The 26208-nt window shown below is 67.9% G+C and carries 22 protein-coding genes; 9 read left to right on the top strand and 13 right to left on the bottom strand.

Translation table 11 applies throughout. The features are described 5' to 3' along the window. Positions 1 to 49: 49 nt before the first annotated feature. On the bottom strand, positions 50 to 709 hold the full coding sequence (locus tag EFY87_RS03815; protein WP_123270119.1) for a hypothetical protein: 660 nt from the start codon (positions 707 to 709) through the stop codon (positions 50 to 52). A gap of 249 nt (positions 710 to 958) precedes the next feature. On the opposite strand from EFY87_RS03815, the gene EFY87_RS03810 reads away from it, so the two are divergent. From EFY87_RS03810 to EFY87_RS03800, 3 genes are all read left to right on the top strand, one after another. After that, positions 959 to 2158 (top strand): tyrosine-type recombinase/integrase, encoded by a 1200-nt coding sequence (locus EFY87_RS03810; protein WP_148043240.1) that lies wholly within the window; start codon positions 959 to 961, stop codon positions 2156 to 2158. A gap of 260 nt (positions 2159 to 2418) precedes the next feature. Beyond that, the gene (locus EFY87_RS03805) at positions 2419 to 4650 is read left to right on the top strand and encodes a tyrosine-type recombinase/integrase (RefSeq protein ID WP_158607496.1); all 2232 of its coding nucleotides are present in this window, start codon (positions 2419 to 2421) and stop codon (positions 4648 to 4650) included. Between the two features lie 451 nt (positions 4651 to 5101). Next, a complete protein-coding gene (locus EFY87_RS03800; RefSeq protein ID WP_123270116.1) occupies positions 5102 to 6220 on the top strand; it encodes a hypothetical protein in 1119 nt (372 codons plus the stop codon). Between the two features lie 680 nt (positions 6221 to 6900). Here EFY87_RS03800 and EFY87_RS03790 read toward each other — a convergent pair. The 4 genes from EFY87_RS03790 to EFY87_RS03775 are packed head-to-tail and all read right to left on the bottom strand — an operon-like array spanning position 6901 to position 10969. Next, positions 6901 to 8052 carry a D-alanyl-D-alanine carboxypeptidase family protein gene (locus EFY87_RS03790; RefSeq protein WP_123270114.1) on the bottom strand — a complete coding sequence of 384 codons (1152 nt, stop codon included), beginning with the start codon at positions 8050 to 8052 and terminating at the stop codon, positions 6901 to 6903. Between the two features lie 32 nt (positions 8053 to 8084). After that, positions 8085 to 8960: a prolipoprotein diacylglyceryl transferase gene (lgt, locus tag EFY87_RS03785; RefSeq protein WP_123270113.1), complete on the bottom strand. Its 876-nt coding sequence runs from the start codon at positions 8958 to 8960 to the stop codon at positions 8085 to 8087. Then, positions 8957 to 10369 (bottom strand): chloride channel protein, encoded by a 1413-nt coding sequence (locus EFY87_RS03780; protein ID WP_123270112.1) that lies wholly within the window; start codon positions 10367 to 10369, stop codon positions 8957 to 8959. The genes lgt and EFY87_RS03780 overlap by 4 nt, the downstream gene beginning before the upstream one ends. Positions 10370 to 10387: 18 nt before the next feature. Continuing rightward, a complete protein-coding gene (locus EFY87_RS03775; protein ID WP_123270111.1) occupies positions 10388 to 10969 on the bottom strand; it encodes a MarR family winged helix-turn-helix transcriptional regulator in 582 nt (193 codons plus the stop codon). 276 nt (positions 10970 to 11245) lie between these two features. Here EFY87_RS03775 and EFY87_RS03770 point away from each other — a divergent pair, with 276 nt between their 5' ends. From EFY87_RS03770 to EFY87_RS03760, 3 genes are all read left to right on the top strand, one after another. Continuing rightward, on the top strand, positions 11246 to 12460 hold the full coding sequence (locus EFY87_RS03770; RefSeq protein ID WP_158607495.1) for a L,D-transpeptidase: 1215 nt from the start codon (positions 11246 to 11248) through the stop codon (positions 12458 to 12460). 405 nt (positions 12461 to 12865) lie between these two features. Next, a complete protein-coding gene (locus EFY87_RS03765; protein WP_123270109.1) occupies positions 12866 to 13597 on the top strand; it encodes a phosphatase PAP2 family protein in 732 nt (243 codons plus the stop codon). A gap of 86 nt (positions 13598 to 13683) precedes the next feature. After that, on the top strand, positions 13684 to 14646 hold the full coding sequence (locus tag EFY87_RS03760) for a phosphatase PAP2 family protein (RefSeq protein WP_123270108.1): 963 nt from the start codon (positions 13684 to 13686) through the stop codon (positions 14644 to 14646). A gap of 263 nt (positions 14647 to 14909) precedes the next feature. Here EFY87_RS03760 and EFY87_RS03755 read toward each other — a convergent pair whose 3' ends face one another. From EFY87_RS03755 to EFY87_RS03740, 4 genes are all read right to left on the bottom strand, one after another. Continuing rightward, positions 14910 to 16115, bottom strand: a complete 1206-nt coding sequence (locus EFY87_RS03755) for a permease (protein ID WP_220093483.1) — start codon at positions 16113 to 16115, stop codon at positions 14910 to 14912. Positions 16116 to 16197: 82 nt separating this feature from the next. Continuing rightward, positions 16198 to 16818, bottom strand: a complete 621-nt coding sequence (locus EFY87_RS03750; RefSeq protein WP_181445430.1) for a YdhK family protein — start codon at positions 16816 to 16818, stop codon at positions 16198 to 16200. A 53-nt stretch (positions 16819 to 16871) separates the two neighbouring features. After that, positions 16872 to 17807, bottom strand: a complete 936-nt coding sequence (locus tag EFY87_RS03745) for a cation diffusion facilitator family transporter (RefSeq protein ID WP_245988379.1) — start codon at positions 17805 to 17807, stop codon at positions 16872 to 16874. Positions 17808 to 17911: 104 nt separating this feature from the next. Beyond that, positions 17912 to 18268, bottom strand: coding sequence for an ArsR/SmtB family transcription factor (locus EFY87_RS03740; RefSeq protein WP_123270104.1), 357 nt, complete (start codon positions 18266 to 18268; stop codon positions 17912 to 17914). 404 nt (positions 18269 to 18672) lie between these two features. On the opposite strand from EFY87_RS03740, the gene EFY87_RS03735 reads away from it, so the two are divergent. Together EFY87_RS03735 and EFY87_RS03730 are read left to right on the top strand one after the other, a co-directional pair. Continuing rightward, positions 18673 to 19080 (top strand): hypothetical protein, encoded by a 408-nt coding sequence (locus tag EFY87_RS03735; protein ID WP_148043239.1) that lies wholly within the window; start codon positions 18673 to 18675, stop codon positions 19078 to 19080. A 545-nt stretch (positions 19081 to 19625) separates the two neighbouring features. Further along, a complete protein-coding gene (locus tag EFY87_RS03730; RefSeq protein WP_148043238.1) occupies positions 19626 to 20390 on the top strand; it encodes a hypothetical protein in 765 nt (254 codons plus the stop codon). Positions 20391 to 20405: 15 nt separating this feature from the next. Here the strand turns inward: EFY87_RS03730 and EFY87_RS03725 are convergent, their stop codons facing one another. The 4 genes from EFY87_RS03725 to EFY87_RS03710 form a co-directional block, all read right to left on the bottom strand. Beyond that, positions 20406 to 21047 carry a hypothetical protein gene (locus tag EFY87_RS03725; protein WP_123270101.1) on the bottom strand — a complete coding sequence of 214 codons (642 nt, stop codon included), beginning with the start codon at positions 21045 to 21047 and terminating at the stop codon, positions 20406 to 20408. Positions 21048 to 21062: 15 nt separating this feature from the next. Continuing rightward, positions 21063 to 21914, bottom strand: a complete 852-nt coding sequence (locus tag EFY87_RS03720) for a class F sortase (RefSeq protein WP_123270100.1) — start codon at positions 21912 to 21914, stop codon at positions 21063 to 21065. After that, positions 21911 to 23668 (bottom strand): hypothetical protein, encoded by a 1758-nt coding sequence (locus EFY87_RS03715; protein WP_148043237.1) that lies wholly within the window; start codon positions 23666 to 23668, stop codon positions 21911 to 21913. Before EFY87_RS03715 ends, EFY87_RS03720 begins: the two co-directional genes overlap by 4 nt. A gap of 256 nt (positions 23669 to 23924) precedes the next feature. Further along, positions 23925 to 24350: a hypothetical protein gene (locus EFY87_RS03710; protein ID WP_158607494.1), complete on the bottom strand. Its 426-nt coding sequence runs from the start codon at positions 24348 to 24350 to the stop codon at positions 23925 to 23927. A 251-nt stretch (positions 24351 to 24601) separates the two neighbouring features. Between EFY87_RS03710 and EFY87_RS03705 the strand changes: the two genes are divergently transcribed. Then, positions 24602 to 26146 carry a ParB/RepB/Spo0J family partition protein gene (locus EFY87_RS03705; protein ID WP_158607493.1) on the top strand — a complete coding sequence of 515 codons (1545 nt, stop codon included), beginning with the start codon at positions 24602 to 24604 and terminating at the stop codon, positions 26144 to 26146. Positions 26147 to 26208 lie beyond the last annotated feature (62 nt).

Genomic DNA, 26208 nt, shown 5'->3' with positions numbered 1-26208 from the left:
CCGGCCGTGCTTTCAGCGCATCGGCCGGCTTCTCTTCTTGCGGTGGTTGTTACGCGTCATGTGGTCCGGTGGTGCCTCCTTCCTCGCCGCCATCAGCTGGGGCGCCCGGAGATCGGGTGAAGGTGCGCGATACCGCGACATCTCGATGCAACTGGGCGATAGCACCGCGTAGTTTCCGCGCCTCGACGCCGTGTCCGTACGTCGGCCCGACGGGGCCGTCTCCGGGTGGCCAGTCCAGTTCTCGCCGCAGATCTGCCAGGTCGTGGTCGAAGTCGGTCAGGCATTCGTCGAGGTCATCAAGCAGCACATCCCACGTGTACGGTTCCTCGCCGCTCTCGTCGGTGTCTTCGCCGGCGCGGACCCTGGCAGTGTTCGACCGGCCGGCCTGGCGTGGTTCTTCGCGTTCTGCCCGGAGCAGATTGCCGTCGATGAGGGTGGTGCGCAGCCGGTTGATCAGGGCGTCGGCACCGAGCCCGGCGCCCGCGCAGAACAGCCCCGCGGCCGCCGCCCAGAGCCAAGCAGGTCCGCCGGTACTGCGCTGAAGAATGACGGCGGCGGCACCCACCGCCGCGCATGGGAAGCCGATCCATGAGGCGATGCCCGCGGCACGCCACAGCGCCCATGCGCCGTAGCTTGAGGGGTTCGACGCCGCCCATTCAACCGGGTCGGGCCGGCCGTCACCCAGCCCGTCCCCTGCGGCCTCAGACATATCGGACTCCTTGTATCGTCACTTGAAAACGGTTCTGTCTCATGTCGATTCGCTCACGGCATCGGATCGTCGTGGTGCCCTGCCCAGGCAAGTTCGACGGTGCCGTCGACTAGTTCCCACCACAGCAGCCGTGGCGCTGTTATCCGTACTTTTCTGGCTAGGGTCTTGCAGCAGCAGCAGCAGATGACCCCGATCAGGAGGTAGTTCCCGGTGATTGCGCAGCCTCCAACCGAGCGTGATGTGCAGGGCGTGGAAGTCGAGCTGGTCGGGGGTGTCTGTGCGGTGAGCGGATCTGTCCCGTACCTGGTCTGCTTTCCGCGGGATGCGTCAGCGGAGCGTGCTGCCAACCGTTATCTCGGCGCGTTGTGGTTGTACGGCGCACGACCGCTGACGCTGAAGTCCTACGGTGGCGCGGTTCTTCGCTGGTTGCGCTTCCTTGATGCGATCGGGGTGGCGTACGACGTCGCGACGCGTTGGGAGTACGACGACTTCATGCGCCACGCGCAGTTGGTCGGTAAGACCGGCGGAAACCGCAAGGCGCGTGGGGACACGCGACTCGGGCAGAACCTGGTGACGGGCAAGCACGCACCGGACGACAAGCGTTATGCCGCCACGACTTTGAACCACTCCCGCGTCGTGCTGCATGAGTGGTACGAGTATCTGGCGGAGATGGACGGAAAGCCGCTGTTCAATCCAGTGCCCTACAACAGCCGCAAGGAACAAGAGCAGGTCCGGCGCACCTACCGCGAGGGCGGACCACAGGTCACCTACCCGCGCGGCCGCCGTATCCGTAACGGTCGCCTCCCCGAACCGAAGCACATCCCCCGATACCTATCCGAGGAGCAGTTCGTCACGGTCTGGGACTGCATGACCAACCAGCGCGACCGCGCGATCCTTCGGATGATGGTCGATTCGGGGCCACGGTCCTCCGAACTGCTCGGCATGCGCGGCGAGGATGTGAACTGGGGCCGGGCACTGGTTCGGTACCGCCGTAAGGGCGGGTTGAAGGAGGACTGGGTACCGGCCGGGTCAGAGGCCATCCTGGAGCTGCGGCGCTACCACCTCGACATCGGCTACGAGCCCAGGGGCGGTGACCCTGTGTGGGTGACCCAGCGAGGCGCGCGGCGACCGCTGGGTTACGAGGCGCTGCGAGCAGTCCTTCGTAAGGCGAACCAGCGGCTGGGCAGCGACTGGACACCCCACGACCTGCGGCACACCTGTGCGGTCTGGATGCTGCAGGGTGGCATGGACATCTTCAAGGTCCAGCAGTTGCTGGGCCACGAATCCATCCTCACGACGCAGAAATACACCAAGGTCCGAATCGACGACCTCGTAGCCGCACACGCACAGGCCATCGTCACCAAGAGCCAGCGACCCGCGCCGGTGACCGCGTTCGCCGACCGGTACGACCAGGACGCGCTGGACGCGCTGTTCGGGAAGGCCAACTGATGACCGCCGGTAACCGCACAGACGTCGAGGCTGACACGGAGAGCATCCCCGAGATCGATCTGTCGCTTCCTTCGCAGGTCTACATCCCGGAACGGTCGCGGTTGCTGCGGGCCGCCGGACACGAAATTGTCTTCGACCCGGCACCGCAACCGCACCGTCTCTGGGACGTCGGCGCGATCCGCCGGGAGGCACGGTCCGCGGGCGCCCGGTACACCGACTCCACGCCCGAAATCACCCGGGCAGTGCGCGGCACCGGGTGCGTGCTGGACTACCTGATGGTCTTCGACGGCGAAGACTGGCAGCAACGCTGGGACCGCACGCCGCTGGCCGACGGATCTGTCGGCAGCACCGACGACGTCGTCCAAGAAGTCTTCACACGTTGCGCCCTGGGGGGCGATTCGAAGAGTCCCAGGTCAGGCCAGCGCGCCGACATCCGGCGTGGCATTCAGATGCTGATCGCGCTGGATGTGGTGCGCCCACGCGCCGCGTTCCTCGTACCGTTCGTCACACCCTGGCTGGCCGCGCACCTGCACGTCGTGCGCGCCGACCCTGACTACGCGCGCGTGTTTGCCGACCTGGACCTGAGCGGCTTCAACGGCAGATCCACCAAGTACGTACGGCGTAGCTGGACCCGCAACCGGCTCGCGCAGCTATGCGCCGTAACGGGCAAACCGATCGGTGGCCTGGCTGTCGATGACCTGGTCGCGTTCGCCTACGATTACAGCGCCACCGGCAAGCACCTCAGCGGAGTCCAAGAGATCAACAGCCTGCTCGCAAAGCACGGCCTCATCGACGGCGACTACACCGCCCGCCGCAAGCGACTCGGACGCAAGAACGCCGCCCAGTTCGTCAGCCATTACGGGGTCAAGAGCCCCACCATCGCGCGGGTCCTCACGGCGTACCTGGAGCGCCGGTTCATCACCCTCGACTACAGCACCCAAGCTTCCGTGGCCTGCACGCTGGTGCGGAACTTCTGGTGCGTCATCGAACAGCTTGACCCAGGGTGCGACACCCTGGCAATCAGCGAGGACGTCGCCGAGGCATGGAAGGAGTGGCTGCGCCACCTGCGCACCCCGACCGGGGAACCGATCCGCCCCCGCTCCGCCTTCCTTGACGAGGTCGCGACCGTGCGCGGCATGTACCTCGACATCCAAGAATGGGCCCACGAGGAGCCGGAGCGGTGGGGGCAGTGGGCGGTGCGCTGCCCGGTCAGCGCCATCGAAACCAAGGGAGCCGAGAAGCTCCGGCGCCTAGCGAAGCAACGTTCACACGATCGGACCCGCGACCGCCTGCCCAATGTCGAACGGCTCGTCAACGTCGCCGCGCATTGCTACCAGCAACTCACCCAGATGATGGCCGCAGCATCCGCCCTCGACCGCGGCGCCACGTTCACCCACGACGGCGTCACCTACCGCCGCACTGACGCGCCGGGCAACGACCACCTCCGGGTGACCCAGGTCAGCAACGACCGCAAGATCGACCTCGTGCACGCCGAAGAGTCCGCATTCTGGGGGTACGCGATCGTCGTCTTGTTGCGCCACACCGGCCTTCGCATCGAGGAGTTGCTGGAAATCTCCCAAATCGCGATCCGCGACTACGTGCACCCCGACCCCGTGGTCGGCCGCGTCCCGCTGCTGCACGTCGCGCCGTCGAAGAACGACAAAGAACGGTGCATCGTGCTGGAACCCGAGGCCGTCGCCGTGCTCGGCGCCATCCTCCAACGCATCCGCCGGGTTACCGGCTGCGGACGCAACCTCCCGCCCATCGTTGGCTACGACTATCACGAACGACGTAACTTGCCGCCTCTGCCGCTGATCATGCGGCGCACTGCTGGCAAGGGGTTCAAGCACGGCAACACCAGGCCGATGACACCGGCGTACGTGAAAATCGTGATCGATCAGCTCAACAAAGAAGCTGCAATCACTGATCACGCGGGTCGGCCTGTGGCCTACACGCCGCACGACTTCCGGCGCATCTTCGCCACCGAACGCCAGAACTCTGGCGACATGCCGCCGCATATCATCCAAGCCCTGCTGGGTCACGCCAACCTGACCACAACCCAGGGCTACGCCGCCGTCTTCCCCAACGATGTGATCCGCGCCCACTCCTCCTGGATCGCCGCGCGCCGTCAGACCAGGGCGGACGAGTACCGCGCCAGCACCCAAGACGAATGGGACTCCTTCACCGAGAACTTCATGTCCCGATCGATCGCCATCGGGACATGCATGCGCCAGTACGAAAGCGCCTGCGACCACGAATACGCCTGCGAACGCTGCGACCTCGCACAAGTCGACGAAGATGGTGTCCAACGGCTCCGACAGACCCGAACTAACGTCATCGACCAAGTCAGCGAGGCCGAGACCCGCGGATGGCGCGGCGAACAGGAAGCAAAGAGAGCCGTGCTCGAGGCGATCACCCGCAAGATCAACGACTTCGAGGCAGCACAGAACCGGACCCGGATCGTGCATCTGGGCATCCCGGCCGTCCGGTAGGGACGGGACTGTCCCAGCTTTCTGACGGCCAGGCAGACTGCGGCGCGTGCAGGATGTCCTGCCTTCATCCCAAGTCCTCACCAGGGCGTGTGGCACCGTGGGCCGCTGCCGATCCGCGACACGTCGTGCATCCTTGCCAGCATCGCGGTTGCGCTCTGGCTCACCAAACGCCGTTGGGCCGCCCGCGCAGCGTTAAGAGGCACGACACCCCGGTCTGGCCAGATCACGTGCAAGCCGCCCCAGATGCCCATGCCGCTTGACACTTGACTCGCGTGGGATGTCTACAAAGCCACCTTGGGGTGTACACAGCGTCGCCACAGGCATATTCGTCGACAATTGGTCAATGCGTACGCTGACTGATCCGCTCGTCGCGTCGCTCGCCGACCGAACTTCGCCGCAGGATCTCAGCGTATGTCATCAGTCGGTCAGGTTGTTTCGCGTTCCTGGCCCCATGGCACGTGTCTGGTTCGTGCTGACTACGTGGGCGACTCTGTGGAGCTTGCTGCAGGTGCCCGGCGGAATGTACTCGTGGCATTACTTCGCGACCGGTGCTGGCGCGCTGTCCCGCCTGGGATCAGCCGGTGGCGGGCTACACGTGTATGCCGTGCATCCGGAGTTGCAGATGGGTCCGCTTGCCCTGTTGTCGGCGATCACCATAACCGCTGCCGGTGGCTCAGCGAGTGCGGCGCTCGGCGCACTTGTCATGACGGCTCTGGGCCTGATGAGTATCTGGCTGCTGGTCGCCGCGGCGGGCAGCGTACGTGGCCAGCCGCCATCTCCGCGCTCGACCTTGCTGGTGGGACTGCCGCTGATGCCGGTGTGGGCGGTTCTCAGCGTGCACTATGGCCACCTCGACGACGCACTGGCGATGAGCTTGACGACGGCCGCACTGTGCGCGCTGATACGGGACCGGCCCTGGTTGGCAACCATGCTGGTGGCCGCGGCGGGCGCCGCCAAGCCGTGGGCGCTGCCATTTGCACTGATCCTGCTTGCACACCCAGTAAACCGAGCACGTCGTGTCTCGGCCTTCGTCGCACTGTCCGCGCTGGCCTGGATGCCCTTCCTGCTGGCCGATCCGTCGACGCTACAACGCCTGGGGTCGTTCGTAATCACGAACGCGCCCGACTCGGCCCTGCGGGCGCTCGGGATCCAGGCGGCGACCACACCGCCGTGGGACCGCGCCGCCCAACTCTGCTTTGCGGCGGCATTCGCGCTGTGGTGTGTACGGATCGGGCGCCCGGTCGCTGTTCCGGCGATCGCCCTGGCGGTGCGCCTCCTCCTTGATCCCGGCACCTACCCCTATTACACCGCCAGCCTGCTACTGGCCGTCACCTGTGTCGATCTCCTGCAACGCTGGTACCGGTCGGTCCCGTGGCTGACTCTGTCCGTCGCGACGTGGTTCATCTTCAGCATCACCGTTGCCACAGAGCTCCCTGCTGCCGTGGTCGGCACCAGCCGTGCGATCTTCCTTGCCGGCCTCATCGCGTACCTCACCATGTATGGCGCCGGCCGCAACGAGTTCCCGTGGGGCGCCCACCGAACCCGGCACCGGCAACCAGTTGAGACGTGATGCATGTACTGAGCTCTTCGAAAGTCACGGCGATCCAGACGGCGGTGGTGCTGGCTCTTGGTGGTGCCGCAGCCGCAGTCATGCTGGCAATGGTCCTAATCGTCGTCGTCATGCTGCTGATCAAAATCGTGCTGCGGTGCACGACAGGCAGGCGCCATCGGACACACTGAAGAACGACCCGCCACCAGAATTACCGTTGATTGGGTCTGCTCATCGGGACCTTCGCCGGCCCGAGGACGCCCTGGATTGCGCCTGCGGCCTCGACTTGAACGACCCAACAGCCCGGACCTGCCCCCTCGACGAAACCTACGAGCGAGACCACATCGCCGAAAGGTCGGCGGGTGCACCGCCATCGACGCTGGGTCGCCGTGCAAAGTTGGGAGAAGTGGCAGTCCATCGCGTTGCCGAGCTGTCCGCCGAATGTCGCGCCGAACAAGAACATTGGGGCGAGCATGCCGCCGGAGGTTCGCGGTGCTGTTGGAGTTCTTCGAGATCGAGGCGGCATCCCCTGCCGCGCCGCCGACGTTCAATCGTCGGTGTTGTTAGTCGTTCGTGCTTGGCAGGTAGATCGCAAGTCCCCAGCGGTCGCGGGCCCGCCATCGCGCAGCCCCATCACGGGTGGTGGTGCCGTCGCATCTGGCTGGCGACGAAAGCGGAGTTCTCCCGGGCAGGCGCAGGGGTCACGGGTGGGTCAGGCGCCACCACAAACTCGGTCCGGGCATCACGCGCAGGGGCTCCAGGTCAGTCTCGCGCATCTGTGGTCCGGCGCTGACTTGCAGCGTACCCGCATCGCCGCGTGTTCGGCCCGGGATGGACCTAACGGTCATCGTGACGGGGGCGGCCTGCCACCGCAGCAGGGTGATGGGTTCGGTGGTGGTGATGGGCACCGGCTGGCCCCGGGTGGTGGTGAGGGTGCCAACGCGTCGTCGGGCGGGGATGGTGACCTGGCGGAACCCGACGTGCAACGACCTGACGAGCCGGGTTGCCGCGTGCAGCGCGTCCGGCAGGCTCGGGGCGTCCAGGATCACGCCGGCGACCGGCAATGTCCTCGTGCCGTCGGACACGGTGCTGGTGAACAGGAACGCCCCGGTGTCGACGGTGTTGTTGCCCGTTTTCAGGCCGGTGATGCCGGCGGTGCCGAGGTCGGTGTTCCAATTGGTGACCCGTCCGGCGACCGGCAGGTCGACGCTGTGTTGTCCGGCGATCTGCATCAGCACCCGGTTGCCGGTGGCGATCAGCGCGAGCTTGGCCAAGTCGTCGGCGGTGCTGGTGGTGTGCGGGTCCAGGCCGCTGGCGTCCGGACCAATGCGGGTGTGGGCCAGGCCATGGGCGAGCAAGAACCTGGTCGCGTAGCGTCGGTACCCGGGCAGGCTGCCGAACACCCATCGGGCTAGCGAGTCGGCGACGTTGTCGGCCGACGGCACCAGCAACGCTTGCAGCGCCTGGTACTCGCTCAGGTGTTCACCGGCGGTCACGGCCGCCACCGAGTCCCCATGGGCGGCCTCGGTGTGGTAGGCGTTCGCATCCGCCGTGGTGATCGTGTATGTCGGCCCGTGCTGACCTGGCCCCAGGGGGTCTTTGGCCAGCACACAGAGCGCGGTGATGACCTTGGCGATGCTCGCTGTGGGGGTCGGTGTCTGTTTCCCGTGCACGGCGAGAACCCCGTACCCGGCGGCGGCGAGGGCGGCTTGTCCACGGGCCGGCCATGCCAGGTGGGGTCGCGACGCTGCTGGTGCCAGGGCTGGGTCGAGTGTGATTCGTGGCGCGGGAACGGGCCGCACGCAGGCGAACACCGCGTACAGGCCCAGCGTGACGACACCGACCCCGAGCATCTGTCGACACCTGCTCCACGACCGGGCAGGTTTCACTCGGCGCTCTTACCGGGCCGGCCGGTGACGGCGGGCGCGGGCGGGCTGGGCGCATCGTGGGGTGGTCTCGGATGGCGTTGGGCGTACAGGTACCAGCCAACGCCGATAACCGCGAGGCTGGTGGCGACGAACGTGTTCAGGCGCAGGCCGAGGAAGTGTTGTGAGTAGTCGATGCGCAGTGATTCTTCGAAGATCCGGTAGGCGGAGTACCCGGCGACATAGAGAGCGAATAGTCCGGGTGGGCGGACCCGCCGGTGCCCGCCCAACCAGATCAGTAGTCCCGCCCAGGCGAAGTCGAACAGCAGCTCGTACAAGAAGGTGGGGTGGAAGGTCGCGTACTGCTGGTAGCCGGGCGGGCGATGTGCGGGCGCGATTTGGAGTCCCCACGGCAACTGGGTGGGTCCGCCGAAGAGTTCTTGGTTGAAGTAGTTGCCGATCCGCCCGATGCCCTGGGCGATCAGCAGGGTCGGGGCGATCGCGTCCATGACCGGCCCGACCGGGTGGCCGCGGCGGCGGATCCGCCACCATCCGACCAGGACCGCGGCCAGCACCCCGCCCCAGATGCCCATGCCGCCGTCCCAGACCGCGACCGGCCCCCACCACCGGTGCGTCATCTGGCTGGGCGTGGTCAGGTCGAAGTAGATCCGGCCACCGATGATTCCGGCGGGGACGCACCAGTACGCGATCTCCTCGATCAGCGCGGGCTCACCGCCGGCGGCGCGCCACCGGCGTTTGGCGATGATGATGGCCAGCGTGATGCCGACGACGTACATCAGCCCATAGACGTGCACGAACAGTGGGCCCAGGTGGAAACCGTTGATCGGTGGACTGGGTAGATACCGCGGCAGCACGGCCAGTGTCGGCGAGTTCATGTGGGTGTCCCCCAGGTCGTTGGTAGATGTGCCGCGCGCAGTAGGTGTGGCAGCGTGTCCGGGTCGATGACCCAGGCGGTGGCTGAGGCGAAGGTCACGGCGACCAGGATCGGGGCGATGACTGATTGCCCGGTGTGCAGGAATTCGAGGGTGAGGGCGATCGCGGTCAGTGGCGCGCGTTGCGTCACGGCCAGCACGGCGGCTGCCCCGAGCACCGCATACGCCCCCACGAAGGCCCCAGACCCGGCCCCGCCCAACAGGTGCCCTAGGGCCGCGCCGAGCAGGGCACCGGTCGCCAGCGACGGGGTCAGCAGCCCGCCGATCGCCCCGGAGCTCAGGCAGGCCGCGGTCGCCACGGGTTTGAGCACCAGCAAGACCACGCCGAGCCCTGCCCCAACGCTGCCGGTGAACGCCAGGTAGGCGGCGGCCTTGCCGTTGCCCAGCACTTGCGGGTAGGCGATCGAGACCGCCCCCAGAGCGGTGAAACAGCCCGGGACCGCGAGCAGGGTCCAGGCGCCGGTCGCGGCGTGCGTGCGCGCCAGGTCCGCCAGCCGGTGGAACCCGGCACCGGCCACCCCGGCGAGCGGCCCCACCACCAGGGCGCCGGTCAGGACCGCTGTGGAGTAGTGCACGGGCTCGACCCGGTAGGTGGGCTGGGCGCCAAGCACGGTCCAGGCGGTCACCGTGGCGGTGACCGCACTGAGCGCGGCGGGCACGACCTGGCCGAGTTTGGCCGAGACCAGCAAGATCTCCAGGGTGAACAGTGCCCCGCCGGCCGGCACGTTGTAGACGGCTGCCAGGCCGGCGCCCGCGCCGCAGGCCAGCAAGGTTCGCCGCTGGGAGGGTGTGACTCCGATCCGTCCGGCGATCCAGCCACCCAGCGCGGCGCCGACCTGCCGCGGGGCGCCTTCTCGCCCCAGCGACGCCCCGGCTCCGACCGCGACGACCTGCAAGACAGCGTCGACGATCGTGCCCGCCACGGGCAGGCGGGTGCCGGGCGTACGCAACGCGTGGGTGACCGACACATCCTGTGCACCGGTACGGCGCCGGTGCCACCACCACCCGGCCCCGACCAGCAACCCGCCGCCGGTCAGCGCTGCCACCCGCCGCGGGCCAGGCGCCGCCAGCACACCGGCCAGGAAATCCCCCCGGGTGTACCCGAACGCGAGATGCTGCACCCCGTGCAACAGCTCGGTCAGCGCGATCCCGCCCACGCCGGCCAGCAACCCGGTGAGCATGGTCGCGGCCGCCATCCGCCACCATCGGAAGCCGGCCACCGCGTCCAGGGCCGCGTGCCACACCGTCGCCACGCCCGGCGCGGTCCCACGGCCCGCTGCACCGAACCGGAGGGAGACATCGGGTGCATCCAGCAACGGCCCGCGCCCGGTCGCCGCGTGTTCAGCGTGCATGATCGAGAACCCGCGTGGTCAACCGTGTCCGGTTCCGGCTGCGCCGGCCGGTTCCGCGGCGGGGTCGGAGGGTTCGGCCAGTTCCAGCTGATGCACCAGGCGCGCCAGCGCCGGGACGGCGGCGATGATCCTGCGCCGATCGGCCGCGGACAGCCCGTCCAGGGCGGATTGGAAACGGCGCTCGTGCCCGTCCATCCATTGCGCCAATGCTCGCTTGCCGTGATCGGTGACCATCACCGTGACCGCGCGCCGGTCATGCGGGTCGGGGTGCCGTTCGATCAGCCCAGCGGACACCATCTGCTCAACGAGCGTGCTGACCGTGTTGTTCGCCAACCGATGCCGTTCGGCGACCTCCCGTAACCGTTGCCCAGGTCGCTCGGCCAAACCCTGTAGGAGTTCGACCTGCGCCATCGGCAGGGTCTCCCACGGAATGTCGCGGCGGATCGAGGTCCGCAGCACCCGCCGCAACCGGGTCACGACCTCGGTGAACGCCCACACCGACACATCCCGACCCACCACATCCTGCGCAGGCAGCGCACGACGCGGGCCCGGGGCTTCCTGGTCCGGGGACCGCCCCCGCCCGTCATCAGCGCCGACCATATTCACAGGCACAAATCTATCAGAGTATCTCTGGGTCAGAAGTAATCTGTTACAGAAGCACTCTGGGCGGTCCGGGGTCGCCGCTGCGGGCGGTGCGCCGCCGACCTGCGGGTGTGGATGGACCGATTGAAGGGGTTTTCCATGGAGCGTTCGGGCGGCGGATGTCAGCAGCACTCCTCGCTGGGCTGCCCGTGTCCGCCCGGTTTACCTGGGTGGCGAACGTATTCTGGCGGCCTGGAAGGTTCGATTCAGTGGGGGTTTGATGTGTCCGCAGGGTTGACTCGACGTGTCGTGGTCGGTGGCGCCTTCGCCAGCGCCGTGCTCGCCGGTGCCGCCGCGTGCGGCAATCCGGAGGCCGGATCCACCTCCGGGGGCAGCGGCCGGGCAGCGGGCACGGACCCGGCGCGCCGCAGCTCAGGAGCACCGGTACCCGCTGCGGTCACGGTTGCAGGTGGCATCCGGGGCGGTCCGGTGCCGTTCGGTGCGCCGGTCACGCTGCACTCTTCGGCTCCGCTGCGGTCGTTGACCGTCACGGACACGGCCGGTGCCGTCGTCGGCGGGGACCTCTCCGGCAATGGCACCTCGTGGGTGAGTTCGGGATTGGTCGGGCCGGGTGAGACCTGGTCGTGGACCGCGACGACTCCGGCCGGCGCGGTCAGCCACGGGATGGTCTCCTCGACGGCCGCCACACTCAGGGTGCGGGTGACCGCCAACATCGGGGTGGGCATGACGGTGGGTGTGGCGGCGCCGATCGTGCTCGGCTTCGGCGCCAGGGTGACCGATCCGGCCACCGTGCAGAAGAACCTTCAGGTGCTGATGCGGCCGGCCGGGTCGACCGGCGCATGGCGAAAGGCCGTCGGGTCCTGGGCGTGGCTGCCGGACGACGCACCGAACTCCACCGCGCACTTCCGGACCAAGCAGTACTGGCCCGCGCACACGCAGGTACACGTGATCGCGCCGTTGGCGCACCTGGACTTCGGCGGCGGTGTCACCGGTGTGCAGGACTTCGACTGGCAGTTCACGGTCGGGCGGTCCCAGGTCGTGGTCGCCGACGCGGCAAAGCACAACCTCGTGATCTACCGCGACGGCGTCAAGGTCGCGACCTACCCGGCGTCATACGGTCTGGACTCCGACCCGATCCGCAACACCCGCTCAGGCATCAACATCGTCACCAGCAAGCACCAGACCTTCGAGATGAAATCCACCCTGTTCCACTACGACGAGATCGAGCACTGGGCGGTGCGGTTCAACGACGACGGCCAGTTCATCCACGCCAACCCGACCACGGTCCGCTACCAGGGCACGACGAACGTCTCCCACGGGTGCATCAACCTGTCCACGCCGCATGCGAAGGCCTACTACCAGAGCGCGATCTACGGCGACCCGATCGAGGTCAGCGGCACCAAGGTCAAGCTCGCCGACACCCGCACCAAACTCTACGACTGGGCGCTGACCTGGAAGCAGTGGACCGCGATGTCGGCGATCCATTGACCTGTTCACGGCCGATGCCCATGGTGCTGACTTCGAACCCGCCCCGGACGGTTCGTCTGGCGACTGGGCACACCAACGCTCTGTGCGTCCCAGTTAGACCCGGCGAACGTGGTGCACCCTTCGAACGGGTCGCGGTGGACTTAGTCCTAGGCGGTGCGGGTGATTACGATCGCACCAGGTTCTCGCGCACGCATGTGGCGCGCGCCGTGGGAGGGTGCCGGCTCGGCTGCGAGGTACCCCGCCGGGCCGCACCTCCTGTCCCGGCCGGCCCGCAGGTCCTTTCTGGCGGGTGTTGCTTTCAGTGGATTCAGCGTCATCGGCTCAAGTTGAGCGCGACGCCGGTGGGTCTTCCGCCATCAGGCCGACGCACCCGCGTCGGCATCAGCCACACAGGAGCAGCGCAACATGGCACCACCGTCCACCCGTTCCGAAGCCCGGCAGCGCCGGGCCGCTCACCGGGCGGCAGCCTCCTGGCGGCAGACGGTCGGCGCGCACCCCGTGATGCTGCTGGCCGGGCTGGCGATCGGGCTGCTGGGGCTGGTGGTCGGCGCGATCGTCACCGGTGTGGGCGCCCGGGACAGCGGCGAGTTATCACTGGACATCTGGCTCAGCCGACACCGCGACGGCCTGCTCGTCGCCGTCGGCAAGGTCGTGCAGGTCGGTTTCGGCCCGATGGTCGCGCCGCAGATTCTGGTGGTCGTGTGCGCGGCCCTGTGGTGGCGCCGCGACCGAGTCGCGGCGGTCATCGTCGCGCTACTGGCTATCCCGGGCTGGTTCTCTGTGGAGGCCGGCAAGATCTTGTTCCACCGGGCCCGACCGCCGGCCGGGACAGTACACGCCTTGGTCCACGAGACGCAGCCGGACAGTTTCCCCAGCGGACACGTAGCGTTCGCGGCGGCACTGGTGGCCGCCCTGGCCGTCGCCTTCCACCACCGCAGGCACGTGAGCACCTGGATCTACCGCGTCGGCGTACCCGTCGTGGTAGTCGTTGCCGCCTGCCGGCTGATCGTCGGCGCCCACTACCTGGCAGATGTGCTGGCGTCACCATTATTTGCCACCGGCACGATCTTGGTCCTGGTCGCGCTGGGCTCGCACTTGCCTGCGGCACTTTCCAAACGCCTGGCCACCACGCCGTGACGGCGCCCCTACCCGGCGCCCCGGCACGGTCGCCGTGGCCGGCGGCGTGCTGGTGCCTGGCCGCCCCACCGGTCCACCTGGCGCCCATGACCGCACGGCCGCCGACCACGGTCACTGTCTCTTCCGCCGAGGGCAGGCCCGCCATCCTGATCCTGCTCGTCGCGGTGTTCCTCGGCGGGGCACGGCTACTGCTGGCCCGCCACCGCATTGCCGACACCACCGCACCTGCGCACAACAGCGATACGCCCACCATGCCGCAGACCCGAAACACCGACCGACCAGCCCACTGGCCGGTGACGCCCAGGATGCCACCATCGTGGAGCCATCGAGCCGTCCGCCGATGGCCGCTGGAGGTGGTGATCCTGGTCGGAATCGACGCGGCGTATGAGTCGTTGCGGAATCTCGTACCCGACCAGCACACCCGCGGAGTCCACCTCGCAACCGCCGTCAACACCGTGCAGAGATCGCTGCACTGGAACCTCGACCTGCGCCTCAACCACGAACTTGGGGCACACCCACTACCAGCCCATCTCGCCGAGGACTACTACTCATGGCTGTTCCTGCCAGTGACCGTCATCGTGCTGGCCTGGGTGTTCTGGCGGCACCCGCACTCCTACCGGCGGGCGCGCACAGCACTGGTTGTGATCACGCTCGTCGCGCTGACCTGCTTCTATCTGTACCCGATGGCGCCTCCGCGGCTGCTGCCGGGCAGCGGCTTCATCGACATCTCCCACCTGTACCCGACCTGGGGATCCTGGTCCACACCCACCGTCGCCGACACTTCCAACCAGTACGCCGCGATGCCCAGCCTGCACTGCGCGTGGGCACTATGGAACGGGCTCGTCATCGCCGCGCTGGCCCGCCGTCGGTGGGTACGCGCCCTGGCCATGACATACCCGGCACTGACCTACCTTGCCGTCATCGCGACCGCCAATCACTTCACCATCGACGCCGTGGCCGGCCTCGTAACCACCGCAGCAGTCTTCGCGGTAATCGACGCCCCGGCGCATCGGATGATCCGCCGCATACCCCAACACATCTCGCGCTGAATACGCCCGTTGCCGGGCCCGCCGCCAGATAGCCCGACCGCCGCCGACTGTCATGCCGCCAGGCCGCTTGATCGACGCACGCTCATCGCCAGGAGCGTCATGCCGCTACCCTCTCAGAAACAACCGATTCTGCGAGGGGCGTGGATCGTCGGTCGGCACGGCCGGAAATCAGCGGCTCGCCCGTCGAGGCGGTGCCGTTCGGCATCCTGTGCGGCCGCCCGTACCACCCGATCACCGACCCGGAGTTCCAGCGCCACGGCGCATTAGTCGGTGGGGCCGCGGTGGCGGTGGCTCGTCGCGGCGGCGTCGGACGTGCCAGGGTTTCCTCCTATCATGTGCAGCATGCTGATGCCGCCGGTGCGCACGAACCGTGTACACAACAGCGCCGCCAGGATCAGGAAGGCGATGTTGAGCCAGGTGGTGTAGTTCCAGCTGATCCCGGCGTCGCCGGTGAAGGCGTGCCCGGCATCGGGCACCAGGTGCGCGCGCTGGAAGATGATCTCGACGGCATACCCTGCCAGCACCATGCACGCATAGAAGATGCCGGTGATCCGCAACGTCATCGCCCACCCGTAGTACTTCCGGTAGATCGCTAGGATGGGCAGGATCAGCAGATCGGCGAACAGGAACGATACGACGCCGCCGAAGCTGATGCCCCCGTTCCACAGGACCGCGGCCAGTGGGACGTTGCCGATGGAGCATACGAAGCTGGCGATCGCGATGATTGGGCCGATGATCGGCCCCCAGATCGCCGAGAGCACCGGGTGGCCGTTCAGGAACAGGTGCGCCCAGAAGGTCTCAGGCACCCAGGCGGCGACCGCACCGGCGATCAGTAGCCCGATGAGGATGTCGCGCACGACCGCGGCCCACTCCATCACGAAGATGTGGCTGACCGAGGTGACGCCGCGCCGGGACGCGAGCCGGGACCAGACGGTCCCGTCCCCGGTGATGGACATGTCCATGCCGGCGTGACCCTCCATGGACCCGGCGATCCCCTTATCGGCCTGGGTGCGGGCGGCGCGGATCAGCCTGTCCCGCAGCATGATCCGGAACGCCAGAGCGACCAGGACGATGATGATCGGGCCACCGACGAACTCGGCCAGCGTGAACTGCCAGCCCAGCAGCAGCGCCAGGATGATGCCCAGCTCGACCACCAAATTCGTAGAGGCGATCTCGAACACCATCGCGGCGGTGAAGCTGGCACCCTTGCGGAACAGTGACCGGGCCAGCGCGACCGCGGCGTACGAGCACGACGACGACGCAACGCCGAGACCTGTCGCCTTGACCAGGGTGCCGGGGTGGTCGTCGCCCAGCAAGCGGGACACCTGCTCGCGCCGGACCACGGCCTGCACGATCGAGGCGAGCAGGAAACCAAGGATCAGTGACCAGCAGATCTGCCAGGCCATCATTCCGGCCATCCGTAACGCGTCCAGCACCCAGCCCAGCATCGTCCCGTCACCCCGTTTCAAGTCAGCTCATGTTCCGCGCCAACGGTCTCTCGCAGTTGGCGCGCGTCCACGACTATTCGCGCAGCGGCCCGACCGTGGCGGCTCACTTGGCTGCCTTCATCTCGTCCTGCCCGACCCACTTGTGGTTCTTCATCGTCATACCGCCGACGGTGTAGTCCACGACGTAGACGGTCTGATCGGTCGAACTGGCGATCGTCGCGGTCGCACCCCTCACCCCGGGCATGTGGTCAGCGGTCAGAACCACCTTCTTGCCATCGGTCAAGCGCTGGGTGCCGGCATCCCGGATCTCCTGCTGCACCACCCACTTGTGATCCTTGACCATCGCCCCGCCGGTGGTGGGGGTGTAGTTCACCGCGTAGGTGAAGGTCGAGTACGCGCCCACCACCGTCGCGCGGGCACCGTCCATCCCTTCCATGTGGTTCGCAGTCAGGATCACCGTGCTGCCGACCGGGTACTTCGGGTGGGCCGCTGCCGTCATCCCCGCCGGCACGGGGCCGCCGCCACCGTGATGCATTGGCATCGAAGACGAACCCGTCGACATCGAGGAGGAACTCATCGGCGTGTGACTCATCCCGCTGCCGGAAGCGGTCGCGGTCTGATTGCCGGACCCGCCCGAGCACGCCGCCAGCCCCAGCACGGTGGCTCCGGTAACCAGTGTGAGCAGGGACCGTCGTGGCAGTTTCGAGATCGTCGTGGTGTCCATGCCCGTCATCATATACCCCCTGGGGGTATCTGAATCGGATCGGGCAAGCCGTTTCAACTGACCGGTGCGTGCGACTGTATGGGGCTGACGTGAATCAGCGCCGTAATGAGTCGCGGGATCTGGGTGGTCAGGCGTTCTTCGGTGCGGTGCGCGATGTCGTGTGCGGTTTCGACGAAGATGTCGTCGGCGATGGTGACGTCGGCTTCGGCGTGCAGCGTGTGACCGATCCACCGCAACCGCACTGACCGAACCCCGAGAACGCCCTCGGTGTCCAGCATGACCGTGCGGGCTCGGGCGACCAGGTCGGGGTCGACCGCATCCATCAGGCGGGCGCCAACCTGCTTGACCGCGGACCGCAGCACTCCGAGGATCGCGATCGCGATCAGCAATCCAATGACGGGGTCGGCCCACGGCAGCCCGGCGGCCACCCCGGCCGCGCCGACAACGACCGCCAGGGAGGTGAACCCGTCGGTGCGGGCATGCAACCCGTCCGCTACCAGAGCGGCGGACCCGATCTGCCGGCCGACACGGATTCGGTACCGGGCGACCAGTTCGTTGCCGGCGAACCCGATGACGCCGGCCGCGGCCACAGCCCACAGGTGGGACACGGCGTGCGGGTTCAGCAGCCGGTCGATGGCTTCCCATCCGGCAAGCACACTGGACAGGGTGATCATCGCGACCACGAACAGCCCGGCCAGGTCTTCGGCGCGCCCGTATCCATAGGTGTAGCGGTCGTTCGCGGGTCGCTTAGCCAGCCAGAACGCGATGAGCAGCGGGATCGCAGTTGCCGCATCGGCCACGTTGTGCAGCGTGTCCCCGAGCAACGCGATGGACCCGGTGAAGATCACCACGACGCCTTGCAGGATAGCGGTGACCGCCAACGCGGCCAGGCTCAGCCACAGCGCCCGCCTGCCACGCGCGTCAGCTTCCAGCGCCTCGTCAACCTGCTCGGCCGTGTCATGGGAATGCCCACCGAGCAGATCGGACACCGCGTGCCGAATACGAGCCCACCAACCACCAGAATGCTCGTGGCCGTGGTCGAGCCCATGCCCGTGAGCGTGGTCATGATCGTGGGAGTGAGGGTGGGGGCGGTTCATGACACTGCGCCGGTAGCGCGGTGGTGAGCCGGTACGTTGTCTAGCAGGTGTTCGACGTGGCCGATGGTGTCGATCACCAGCTGCCGGACATGCCCGTTTTCCACCCGGTAGAGCACCGAAGTGCCCTGCTTACGCGTGGTGACCAACCGGGCCATCCGCATCTTGGCCAGGTGCTGCGAGACCGCCGGACCTGGCTTACCGAGCGCGGCCGCCAGATCGGACACAGACTCCTCTTCATCCAGCAGCAGCCCCGCCAGCTGCAAACGGGTCGGATCGGCCAAAACCCGCAAAACCTCAACCGCGAGATCCACCACATCGTCACCCCACACCGGAAGGTGCGTATCTGCATGCATACGCAAATAGTAACCCCGCGTTCCTTGGGCGGCAAAACGCGAAGTGGGTCCAGGCCGGCGGTCGCTGCGGAATCAGAGCGCGGCGGCGCCCGTGACGACACGCCGTAAGTACGGAGAAGCGCACCGGGGGTGCCGTCCTTCACGGTTGCCCGGTATGCGCGGCCGCCGTCGTCGCGTGTCAGCTGCGGCCCGCCCCGATGGGTTCCGTGCGGGTGGACTGCCCGGGCCGGCATGGAGTACGCACGGCGAGTGAGAACGTCGACGAGGACGGTGAGGACGCGATCTCGTGGCGCGGTGACCGTCTTCAGCCCGTCCAGGAATCGGTCGCCGAGCCGATAACCGCGCAGGCAGTTGGCAGAGCGATCGCACTCCGGCACCTGACGCAGCCACGTTTGCTGCAGATCGTGGCGCAGCTGGTCGGCGTCGTCGGCGAAGAGCCGAGTGGTCAGGGTCGGCTCGGATTGCTCGAGCGTTGTGTCCGGCTCCTGGGCGCGCAGCTCGTCGACCTGCCGTTGAAGCGCCAGCACCGAGGCCTGCAGCTGCTCGATGTGAACCCAGACCTCGCCATCATCGACCTCGCCATCATCGCCGGCTGCGGCGGTGTGTGGCTCGTTCGCAAGACGGAGCGTTGGCCGGCTGGCCGGCCTACCCGCGGTGCTCAGCGCCGTTGCGACCGCGTCCTTGACGCGGTTGATAGCGGGATCGCCGGGCGCTTTGTTGGTGCGGATGACTGCACTCCAGCCGTCGGCGCCGACGACCCGCACTGCCCCGCCGTATGTGGCCAGGTCCTCGCGGCCATCCAGAAGACGTGAGGCTGCCGCGTCGGCCAGCACCCACACGGTCGCCCTGCCTGCCAGCTCGCTGGCGAGTCGGCGCGGTGGCACGCCGTGTCGCGACGCATTCCAGGCGATGGAGACGATGACCACTGGGAGCTTTCGCTCCGGGTCGTCGGTGTGGGTGAACAGATCCAGCACCGAGTCGACCGCTATCGGTTCAGCGGGTGTCCCGATCGCGCCGTTGGTTCGCCGCCCTCGCCCGATGGCCGGTGCTGCTCCCATCGTCTGTGCCTTCTTCCTGCTCGCTGACTGTTTTCCATTCACCCGAGGCCGCCGTCACCGTCTTCACGCGCGGGGCGAACTTCGATTCACTGACGTAATTGCACTAGTGGCATTACGGTAGCCCCGGCCGCCGACACCCGACAGGTCCTCAACGGAGGTTGTGGACGAAACCCTCAGCTGGGCATATCCACAAGCGCCGGGGGTCACTCGGCGTTGTCCACTGGGGTTCGAAGAGCCGGTGTGCTCCCGGTGTCGTTCGGGCGAATCTTGCGGTCTCCCAACCAGAAAGGCGGTCCGACGTGCCTACTTCACCACTCGCCCCGGCCTGGCAGATCAGCCGCGTCGAAAACAGCCCGCCCATTGCCGGGGGCCTCGGCTACTTGCTGCAGTACCCGCGCCTGACCGGGTGGCTCACGCTGGCTCCAGAAGGATCCGGCTGGCCTACAGTGGCGACCGGGCAGCGCGTGGCCGTGCTGCCCGGCCTTCCGACAATGCCCCCGGACCGGTGCAGCGCCGTGCCACTCGCCGAACCATTGCGCGTGCACGGGGTGACCATTTGCAGCATCGCCCCGATGGCAGTGGAGAACGCCCTGCGCATCTGCGACGGCGACCACGCGCACGCTTGGTCGCACAACGTGCGCCGCGTCACCACCACGGTGTCTGGCTCCGAGCGTGCGCCCGATGCCACCGCGTGCGTCGTGGTACAGCTTGCGGCCGAGATCGTGCGCGACTTCGCCTCGCGCGACGACTTCGCCGACCGGGTGCACCAGGTGGACGTGGACCGTGCGCCCGGTCGCACCCGGGCGCTGGAGCTGGACTTGGACGTGGCATGCGCCGAGCGCGACGCCTGGCAGCAGCACGTCGACCGGCTGGACGGCCTGCTCGAGCAGCAACGCTGCGTCGTAGCCGGCCGGGACGCCGCGCGGCCGGCCCCTTGGCCCGAGCTGCATGACCCGCAGCGATCCCTTGACCGGCACGTACGGGCCGGCGGACGCGACAGCGAGTATTACCTTCGCCGATCGGGGACCGCAGACCACTCGTTCTTGTCCGGCGAGCCGCGGTGAGACCGAGCGCGCCCGTTACCTGCGGGGAGACGCGACGGTGGGTACATCGCCCGGAGTCGCCGACCGCCGCCGGCTTACACGCTGGCCGCCGGTGACCTCTCGTGCCGCAGCGGCTGCACCAGCACCGCGCTGCCGGCCGGCGAGCTCCCGCACGGCGTGCTGGATGCTGGCAGCATCCGGGGCACACCGCAGCCCTGCGGCTACTGCGGCGACCACGTCGGATCCCTGGCTGGGCAGTCGACTGAGGCGTCGCAGCGTCGGCCGAAGTTGTGTGACGTCGACGGCCGCGGCCGTCACGGCCTGGTCGATCGCAGCGAGGACGAACTTCGCCTTCTCCTCGGTGGTCGGCGCCGGTGGATCGGGTTCAGGAAGGTGGGTCCGGATGAAAAACTCCGGCCGCAGCTGATCGAGCCGCACCTTCATGAATCTCTCGCCTGAGAGGTAGACCGCGTCCTCGTGGGCGAGTTCTGCCGGGACGCGCACCTCCACGGCGGCCGTCCCGTACCCGCCTGCGCCTGCGGCGATCCCGTGCCGTCGGGTGGAAAAGAACGCGTACGGCATGTCGACTGGCGCGGACGACTCCATCCGCCCCGAGGTCAGGATCGCGCGGGCCGCCTCCTCACTGGTGTGGTGGTAGAGGGTGAGCCAAGTGTTCACCGGCACCGTCTGGGTTCATCGGGTGGCGACCGGCGCGGCCAGCACGACCAGGTTGTCCAGGTGTGCGTAGCCCCCTTGCTTCGGGACCAGGCCGATATTGCCGGTGCAGGTGATCAGCGCCAGGCGTCGTGGACCGGTGGAGCTCCAGACCGAGGCGGGCAACTTTCCTTTGGGGTAGGCATTGGCCGATTGCACCCTCCATGCCTGCACGGTGCCGGCACCGTTGGAGGTGTAGACGACGGCGCCGGGTTTGATGTTCGGCAGCCGATAGAAGGACCCGGGCACGTTGTTGAAGGTGACGTGGCCCGCGATGACGACAGTCCCGGCTGGCGCGCCCAGCGACGGTGTCCAGTCCATCCAGCCGACACGACCCGGGGTGGAGGGTATGGCGGCCAGGCCGCCCGACTGGCCTTCGGCGACGATGGCGACTCTTGTGTTCACTGACGGGATCCACACCTGGTTCGGGGCCATTGCCGCCGCCGTCGACGACTCCTTGCTCGGCGTGCTCGGCGTCCTCGGTTGCGGCGACGCTGTCGACGAGGTTGCCGCGCGGGCGGCGGCCTGCGTGGTGGACGGTTTCCGGTCGGCCGGTGTCGACTCGGACGAATGCCGTCGGGGTGCGTTCGCAGTGCTCGTGTTGGCTGCCCTGCCCTGGGGGCTCGAGGAGCGGCTGGCGGTCGAGCTCGACCGCCCAACGGTCGGCGCGGGCTGGTTGTCGGCGGTTTGGAATGCCGAGGCGACCGGTGCCGCGAGAGCAGGTGGTCCCGCACGGCTGGTCAACATCAGCCCGGCTGCGGCTACGGCCATGGTCATCATGCCGGCGGCCACCAGTGCCAACGGCGAGCGTAGGGACTTGTTCTCTTTCATCGCTCGGCGACCCTTTCGACTTCGGCCCAGATCAGGCGGAGCCCGTGTGTTTCGTGTGCCTCGGCAGAGATTCCCAGCTGAGCGAATGGCATCAGGATTCCCGCTCGTTGAAGCGATGCTGTTCGATGAGGTCGTCGAGGGCGTCGCGCTGCCCGGCAGCCAACTTCATCCGGTACCGCGAATAGCGATCTGCCGAAGCCGGCGCCCGCGGCCATGCCGACACCGTTCATGCCGTGCGTCGCCTGGTCCGTCGGGATGACCGGCTGGGTGCTGCTCGTCGTGGGTGCCGGGGTCGAGCTGGAGCTCGGAGTCGGGGTCGCGGTCGGGGTTGGCTTAGCGGAGACCGTCATCGAGCCCCACTCGTGCGGGTCGCCGAGCGCGGTGGCGACAAGGGGCGTCCCGGACAACGGCGCTTGTCCGTTGCTCATCGGCATGACGTGAACGCCGTTCGTGAACACCTTCTCGTCGATCGACCCACACCATGCGCCGGCCGGTATGTCCCGGCTGAGGGAGAGGGGCACCTTGATGTCGGCATTGGCGGGCTGCCCTGTCACCTTCGCGGTCGCGACCACCTTGGCTGTGCCGTCCTTGACCGCGGTCGCCCACTGACTGGCCCCGAACTGAGCGCAGGAGCCCAGGTCGGCCGGTTTCGGTGCAACGAGAGCCCGGGCGGTGACGTCGACGGTGGACGCGTTGAGGCCTTCGGTGGTGAGGACGTCGACGATCTTCGCTCCGGCAGTCCATTCCTGGGTGGCCACCACGGTGGAGGCCTTCGGCGTGGTGACCTTGAGCTTCACGGTGGGCGATGTCCCGGCCGCGGTCCCGGTAGGTGCCGCTCCGATCACCCGCTGCTCGCCGGCCCGCGGTGAGTCGTATTCGTAGTAGGCGGACGCCGGCACTCCGGAGAAGGCCCCGCTGATGGTGACCGGATCTCCGTTCTTCGCCTGTGGGGTGCCAGCCCACGGCAGCAGCGTGGCGGCCGACTTGGTCTGGCCGAAGACGGTCTGGTTGACCCCGGTGCGCGCGGCTGTGGAACCGACGTGCTTCAGGCCGAGGGTGAACTGTGCGTTGCCGGTGATGCGTGCCTTGAACGTCACCCCGGGAACGAGTGCGCCGCCGGCGGCGGCCAGGCCCAGCGAGGCCGTTCCGGAGCGGACGGCTCCGGATACGTCCGGGGTTCCCAAGGTGTTGGTGACGACCGGCTTGTAGGAACCGGAGAATGCCGCGGCCTCGGCGTTGAGTTGACGCACGCGGGCCTTGATCGCTGCTTGGTCAGCCGGCCTGAGGGTCGTAAACGCCTTCTGGTCGAACGACCATCCTGGATCGAGCAGCTGGCGGGAGATGTAGGACAGTGCCCCGACAGTTACCCGGTCGGTGCTGTTCAGATAGCGCGACAGCAACCCCGCCAGCCGTACCTGAGAGGTGCGACTGATCGGTTTGGAGGGGGACGACGACGGCGCCAGCAGCTCCCCGTCGATGCACAGCACGAGGATGCCTCCGTAGTTCATGCGCCCGAACCAGATGCTGTGGGATCCGCCCTTGGGCGAGTGGACGGTCTGGGTCTTGAAACCGAAGTAGGTGGGTGTCGCCGGTGCGAGCATGCGGGCCTGTGCGGCACTGGGACCGCGCAACGCGCCGACCTGCTGGCTGCTGCTCCCTCCGGTGTCGGCGCGAGCCGCGGCCGCCGGGGCGGCGCACACGACGGTGGCGAGGCCGGCGGTGGTCAATAGTCGAGCCCAAGTAGATGTCTTCAACGCGCCCTCCTGGCATATCCGGGTCCGTAGGTCGGTCCCTGACTGCCCGAAGGGAGTTCCGGCGGCTACACGCTCACTGGCAGCCGCCGTATTTGCGGAGAGATGCGAGCAGGACCGGGCGGGAGCGTCGCGTCCGTCCAGGGGAAGACGACTCGCGCACCACCAGGGGTGTGGTGTCGTTCGACCGCCCGGTCCTGCCCCTTGAGCTTGGAGGCAGTGCCACCGCCGGCGCAAGCCGAAGCGCCGCTTCGAGCACTCAGTCGCGCTGCCGGCGGCGCGGGTTGTTCAGCAGCCGCGCCGGCGCCGGCGGAAGGTCACGCCCCAGACGTTCCTCGGCTGCGTCAGCAGCGGCTCTGGCTGCTTCACGGCAGAACTGGGACACGCTCACCATCTGCCCCAAGTCGCGCCGATCACGCACGATCGCATCGTCGATCCGGCGCAGCAAATCCGGGCGCAGTGTGTGCATCCGGCTGAAGCCGTGCCCTGTCCCCCAAGCCGGGCCGGGGTGCTGCCGGCGGATGCGGTCTCTCGCTTCGGGCGACAGGTCCGCGTGCACCTCGAGGCAGCGGTGCAGCCACCACAAGAACGCTGCCGTTGACGAATCCACCGTGTCCAGGTCGGCCATGTATGCCGCTCGCGCCCGATCCCAGGTGGGCCGATCCCAGTACACCGTCGTGGGCACGAGTTCTCGGTCGTCGACCAAACCGTTGCCCCTTCGTCCTAACACCCTTCCCGGTGCATCGCCGGCGGGCCGTGTGCTGCCTTGACGGTACGTCGCGGCCGCCGCGGGGACCTACCGGACGCGCCGACCGCCTCCGCGCACAGCTGGCCCGCGCGCACCCGGATATCCACAGCACCCAAACCCGTCGCCCGCAGCGGCGCCGATCCGACGAGGATACACGTATCCACTTTTTCTACTCTACGGAGGTTCGCATGACCAGCAAGAACACCGCCACCACCACCGCCACGACGACCGCCAGCGACGTCGCAGCCGCAAGTGCGACGGATGAATCGGTGACCGCAGCCATGACTGTCGACATCGATCCGCGCACCGTGAAGATCGGTGCGAACGTTCGCGCGGATGTCAAGCTCTCCAAGGACTTCGTCGCCAGCATCCGAGAGCGCGGCGTCATCGTTCCGGTGGTCGGCTACTTCGATAGAGACGGCCAATATGTCGTGGTCGACGGGCAACTCCGGACTCTGGCCGCGATTGAGGCCAAGACGCCAACGATCCCGGCCTACGCGACACACCGCCGTGAGGACGCGGACCGGATCATCGACCAGATGTCGGCCAACTACCACCGGACGGACATGACCGCCGCTGATCGTGCCAAGGGGTTCGAACAGCTCGCCGGGTTCGGCCTGTCCGCCGCGCAGATCGCCAAGAAGACCGGCTACAAGCGCCCAGAGATTGACGCCGGTCTCAAGGTCGCCGAGTCGGAGCTGGCCACCAAGGCTGCGGCGCGCTGGGACTTCCTCACCTTGGAGCAGGCCGCAGGGCTGGCGGAGTTCGAGCAGGACAAGGAGGCTCTCAAGGCCCTGACCGTTGCCGCCGAGGCAGGTACCGGCTTCGAGCACGAACTGCAGCGCCAGCGCGACAAGCGCACGGAGCGGCAGGCCATCGCCGCCCTGGCCGAGCAGTTGACCGCCGAAGGCGTGACCGTGATCGAGCCCCCGGCATGGGACGACAAGACGATCCAGCGCCTCACTCGGCTCGCTGACGGCCAGGGCAAGCAACTCACCCCCGAGACGCACCGCGAGTGCCCCGGGCACGCCGCCTATGTCGAGTACGGCTGGCAGTGGGGTGCATCGGCCGGGGACACCGCCGACGATGACGAGCGGGGCGCGTACGTGACCAGTGCGACCTACGTCTGCACCGCCGCGAAGGCCAATGGTCATGCCGACCGCTTCGGCAGAGGCGGGAGCGGCAAGAAGAAGCTCGCGGACATGACCGAGAAGGAGCGCGCAGCGGCCCGCGCGGAACGTCGGGACGTCATCGAGTCGAACAAGGCATGGAAGTCGGCGCAGACCGTCCGTGCCGCCTGGGTGCGCAAGTTCCTCACGCGCAAGACGGCGCCGAAGGGCAGCGCCGTGTTCGTCGCGGCCACCCTCGCCGGTCACGCCAGCGCGCTAACCGACTACCGCACTCCTGGCGTGGTGGATGAACTGCTGCACGGTGGCAAGACGCGCATGCGCAGTGACCGCGCCAAGTCAGTGGAGAACGTCACCGACGGTCGCGCGCTGCTGATCGCCGTCGGGCATTGCTGCGCGGCGTACGAGGCGCAGATGAGCGAACACACCTGGCGCAGCGTCCAGTCCGGGCCTGCCCGATACCTGGCGTTCCTCGCGGCGAACGGGTACGAGCTGGCCGACGTCGAGAAGCGCGCGGCCGGCCTTGACAAGCCCGCCGCCAAGAAGCGGGCCCGGCCGGCGACCCGCAAAGCCACCCCGGCTGCGTCCGGTCACCCTGCCGCCTGACGCCCCGCGCAACGACCACGCCGGGGCGGTGCGGACGTATACGCCACACCGCCCCGGCCCTC

This window comes from Flexivirga caeni (assembly GCF_003724155.1).
Classification (GTDB): Bacteria; Actinomycetota; Actinomycetes; order Actinomycetales; family Dermatophilaceae; genus Flexivirga; species Flexivirga caeni.
This window is presented reverse-complemented; position numbering and strand designations above follow the sequence as displayed.

Coding starts and splice junctions, on each gene's coding strand:
- EFY87_RS03760 (WP_123270108.1), top strand. CDS start 13,684: ATGACCGCACGGCCGCCGACCACGGTCACTGTCTCTTCCGCCGAGGGC.
- EFY87_RS03780 (WP_123270112.1), bottom strand. CDS start 10,369: ATGCACGCTGAACACGCGGCGACCGGGCGCGGGCCGTTGCTGGATGCA.
- EFY87_RS03720 (WP_123270100.1), bottom strand. CDS start 21,914: ATGAAAGAGAACAAGTCCCTACGCTCGCCGTTGGCACTGGTGGCCGCC.
- EFY87_RS03740 (WP_123270104.1), bottom strand. CDS start 18,268: ATGCATGCAGATACGCACCTTCCGGTGTGGGGTGACGATGTGGTGGAT.
- lgt (WP_123270113.1), bottom strand. CDS start 8,960: ATGAACTCGCCGACACTGGCCGTGCTGCCGCGGTATCTACCCAGTCCA.
- EFY87_RS03705 (WP_158607493.1), top strand. CDS start 24,602: ATGACCAGCAAGAACACCGCCACCACCACCGCCACGACGACCGCCAGC.
- EFY87_RS03775 (WP_123270111.1), bottom strand. CDS start 10,969: ATGGTCGGCGCTGATGACGGGCGGGGGCGGTCCCCGGACCAGGAAGCC.
- EFY87_RS03790 (WP_123270114.1), bottom strand. CDS start 8,052: ATGCTCGGGGTCGGTGTCGTCACGCTGGGCCTGTACGCGGTGTTCGCC.
- EFY87_RS03815 (WP_123270119.1), bottom strand. CDS start 709: ATGTCTGAGGCCGCAGGGGACGGGCTGGGTGACGGCCGGCCCGACCCG.
- EFY87_RS03750 (WP_181445430.1), bottom strand. CDS start 16,818: ATGGACACCACGACGATCTCGAAACTGCCACGACGGTCCCTGCTCACA.
- EFY87_RS03765 (WP_123270109.1), top strand. CDS start 12,866: ATGGCACCACCGTCCACCCGTTCCGAAGCCCGGCAGCGCCGGGCCGCT.
- EFY87_RS03800 (WP_123270116.1), top strand. CDS start 5,102: ATGGCACGTGTCTGGTTCGTGCTGACTACGTGGGCGACTCTGTGGAGC.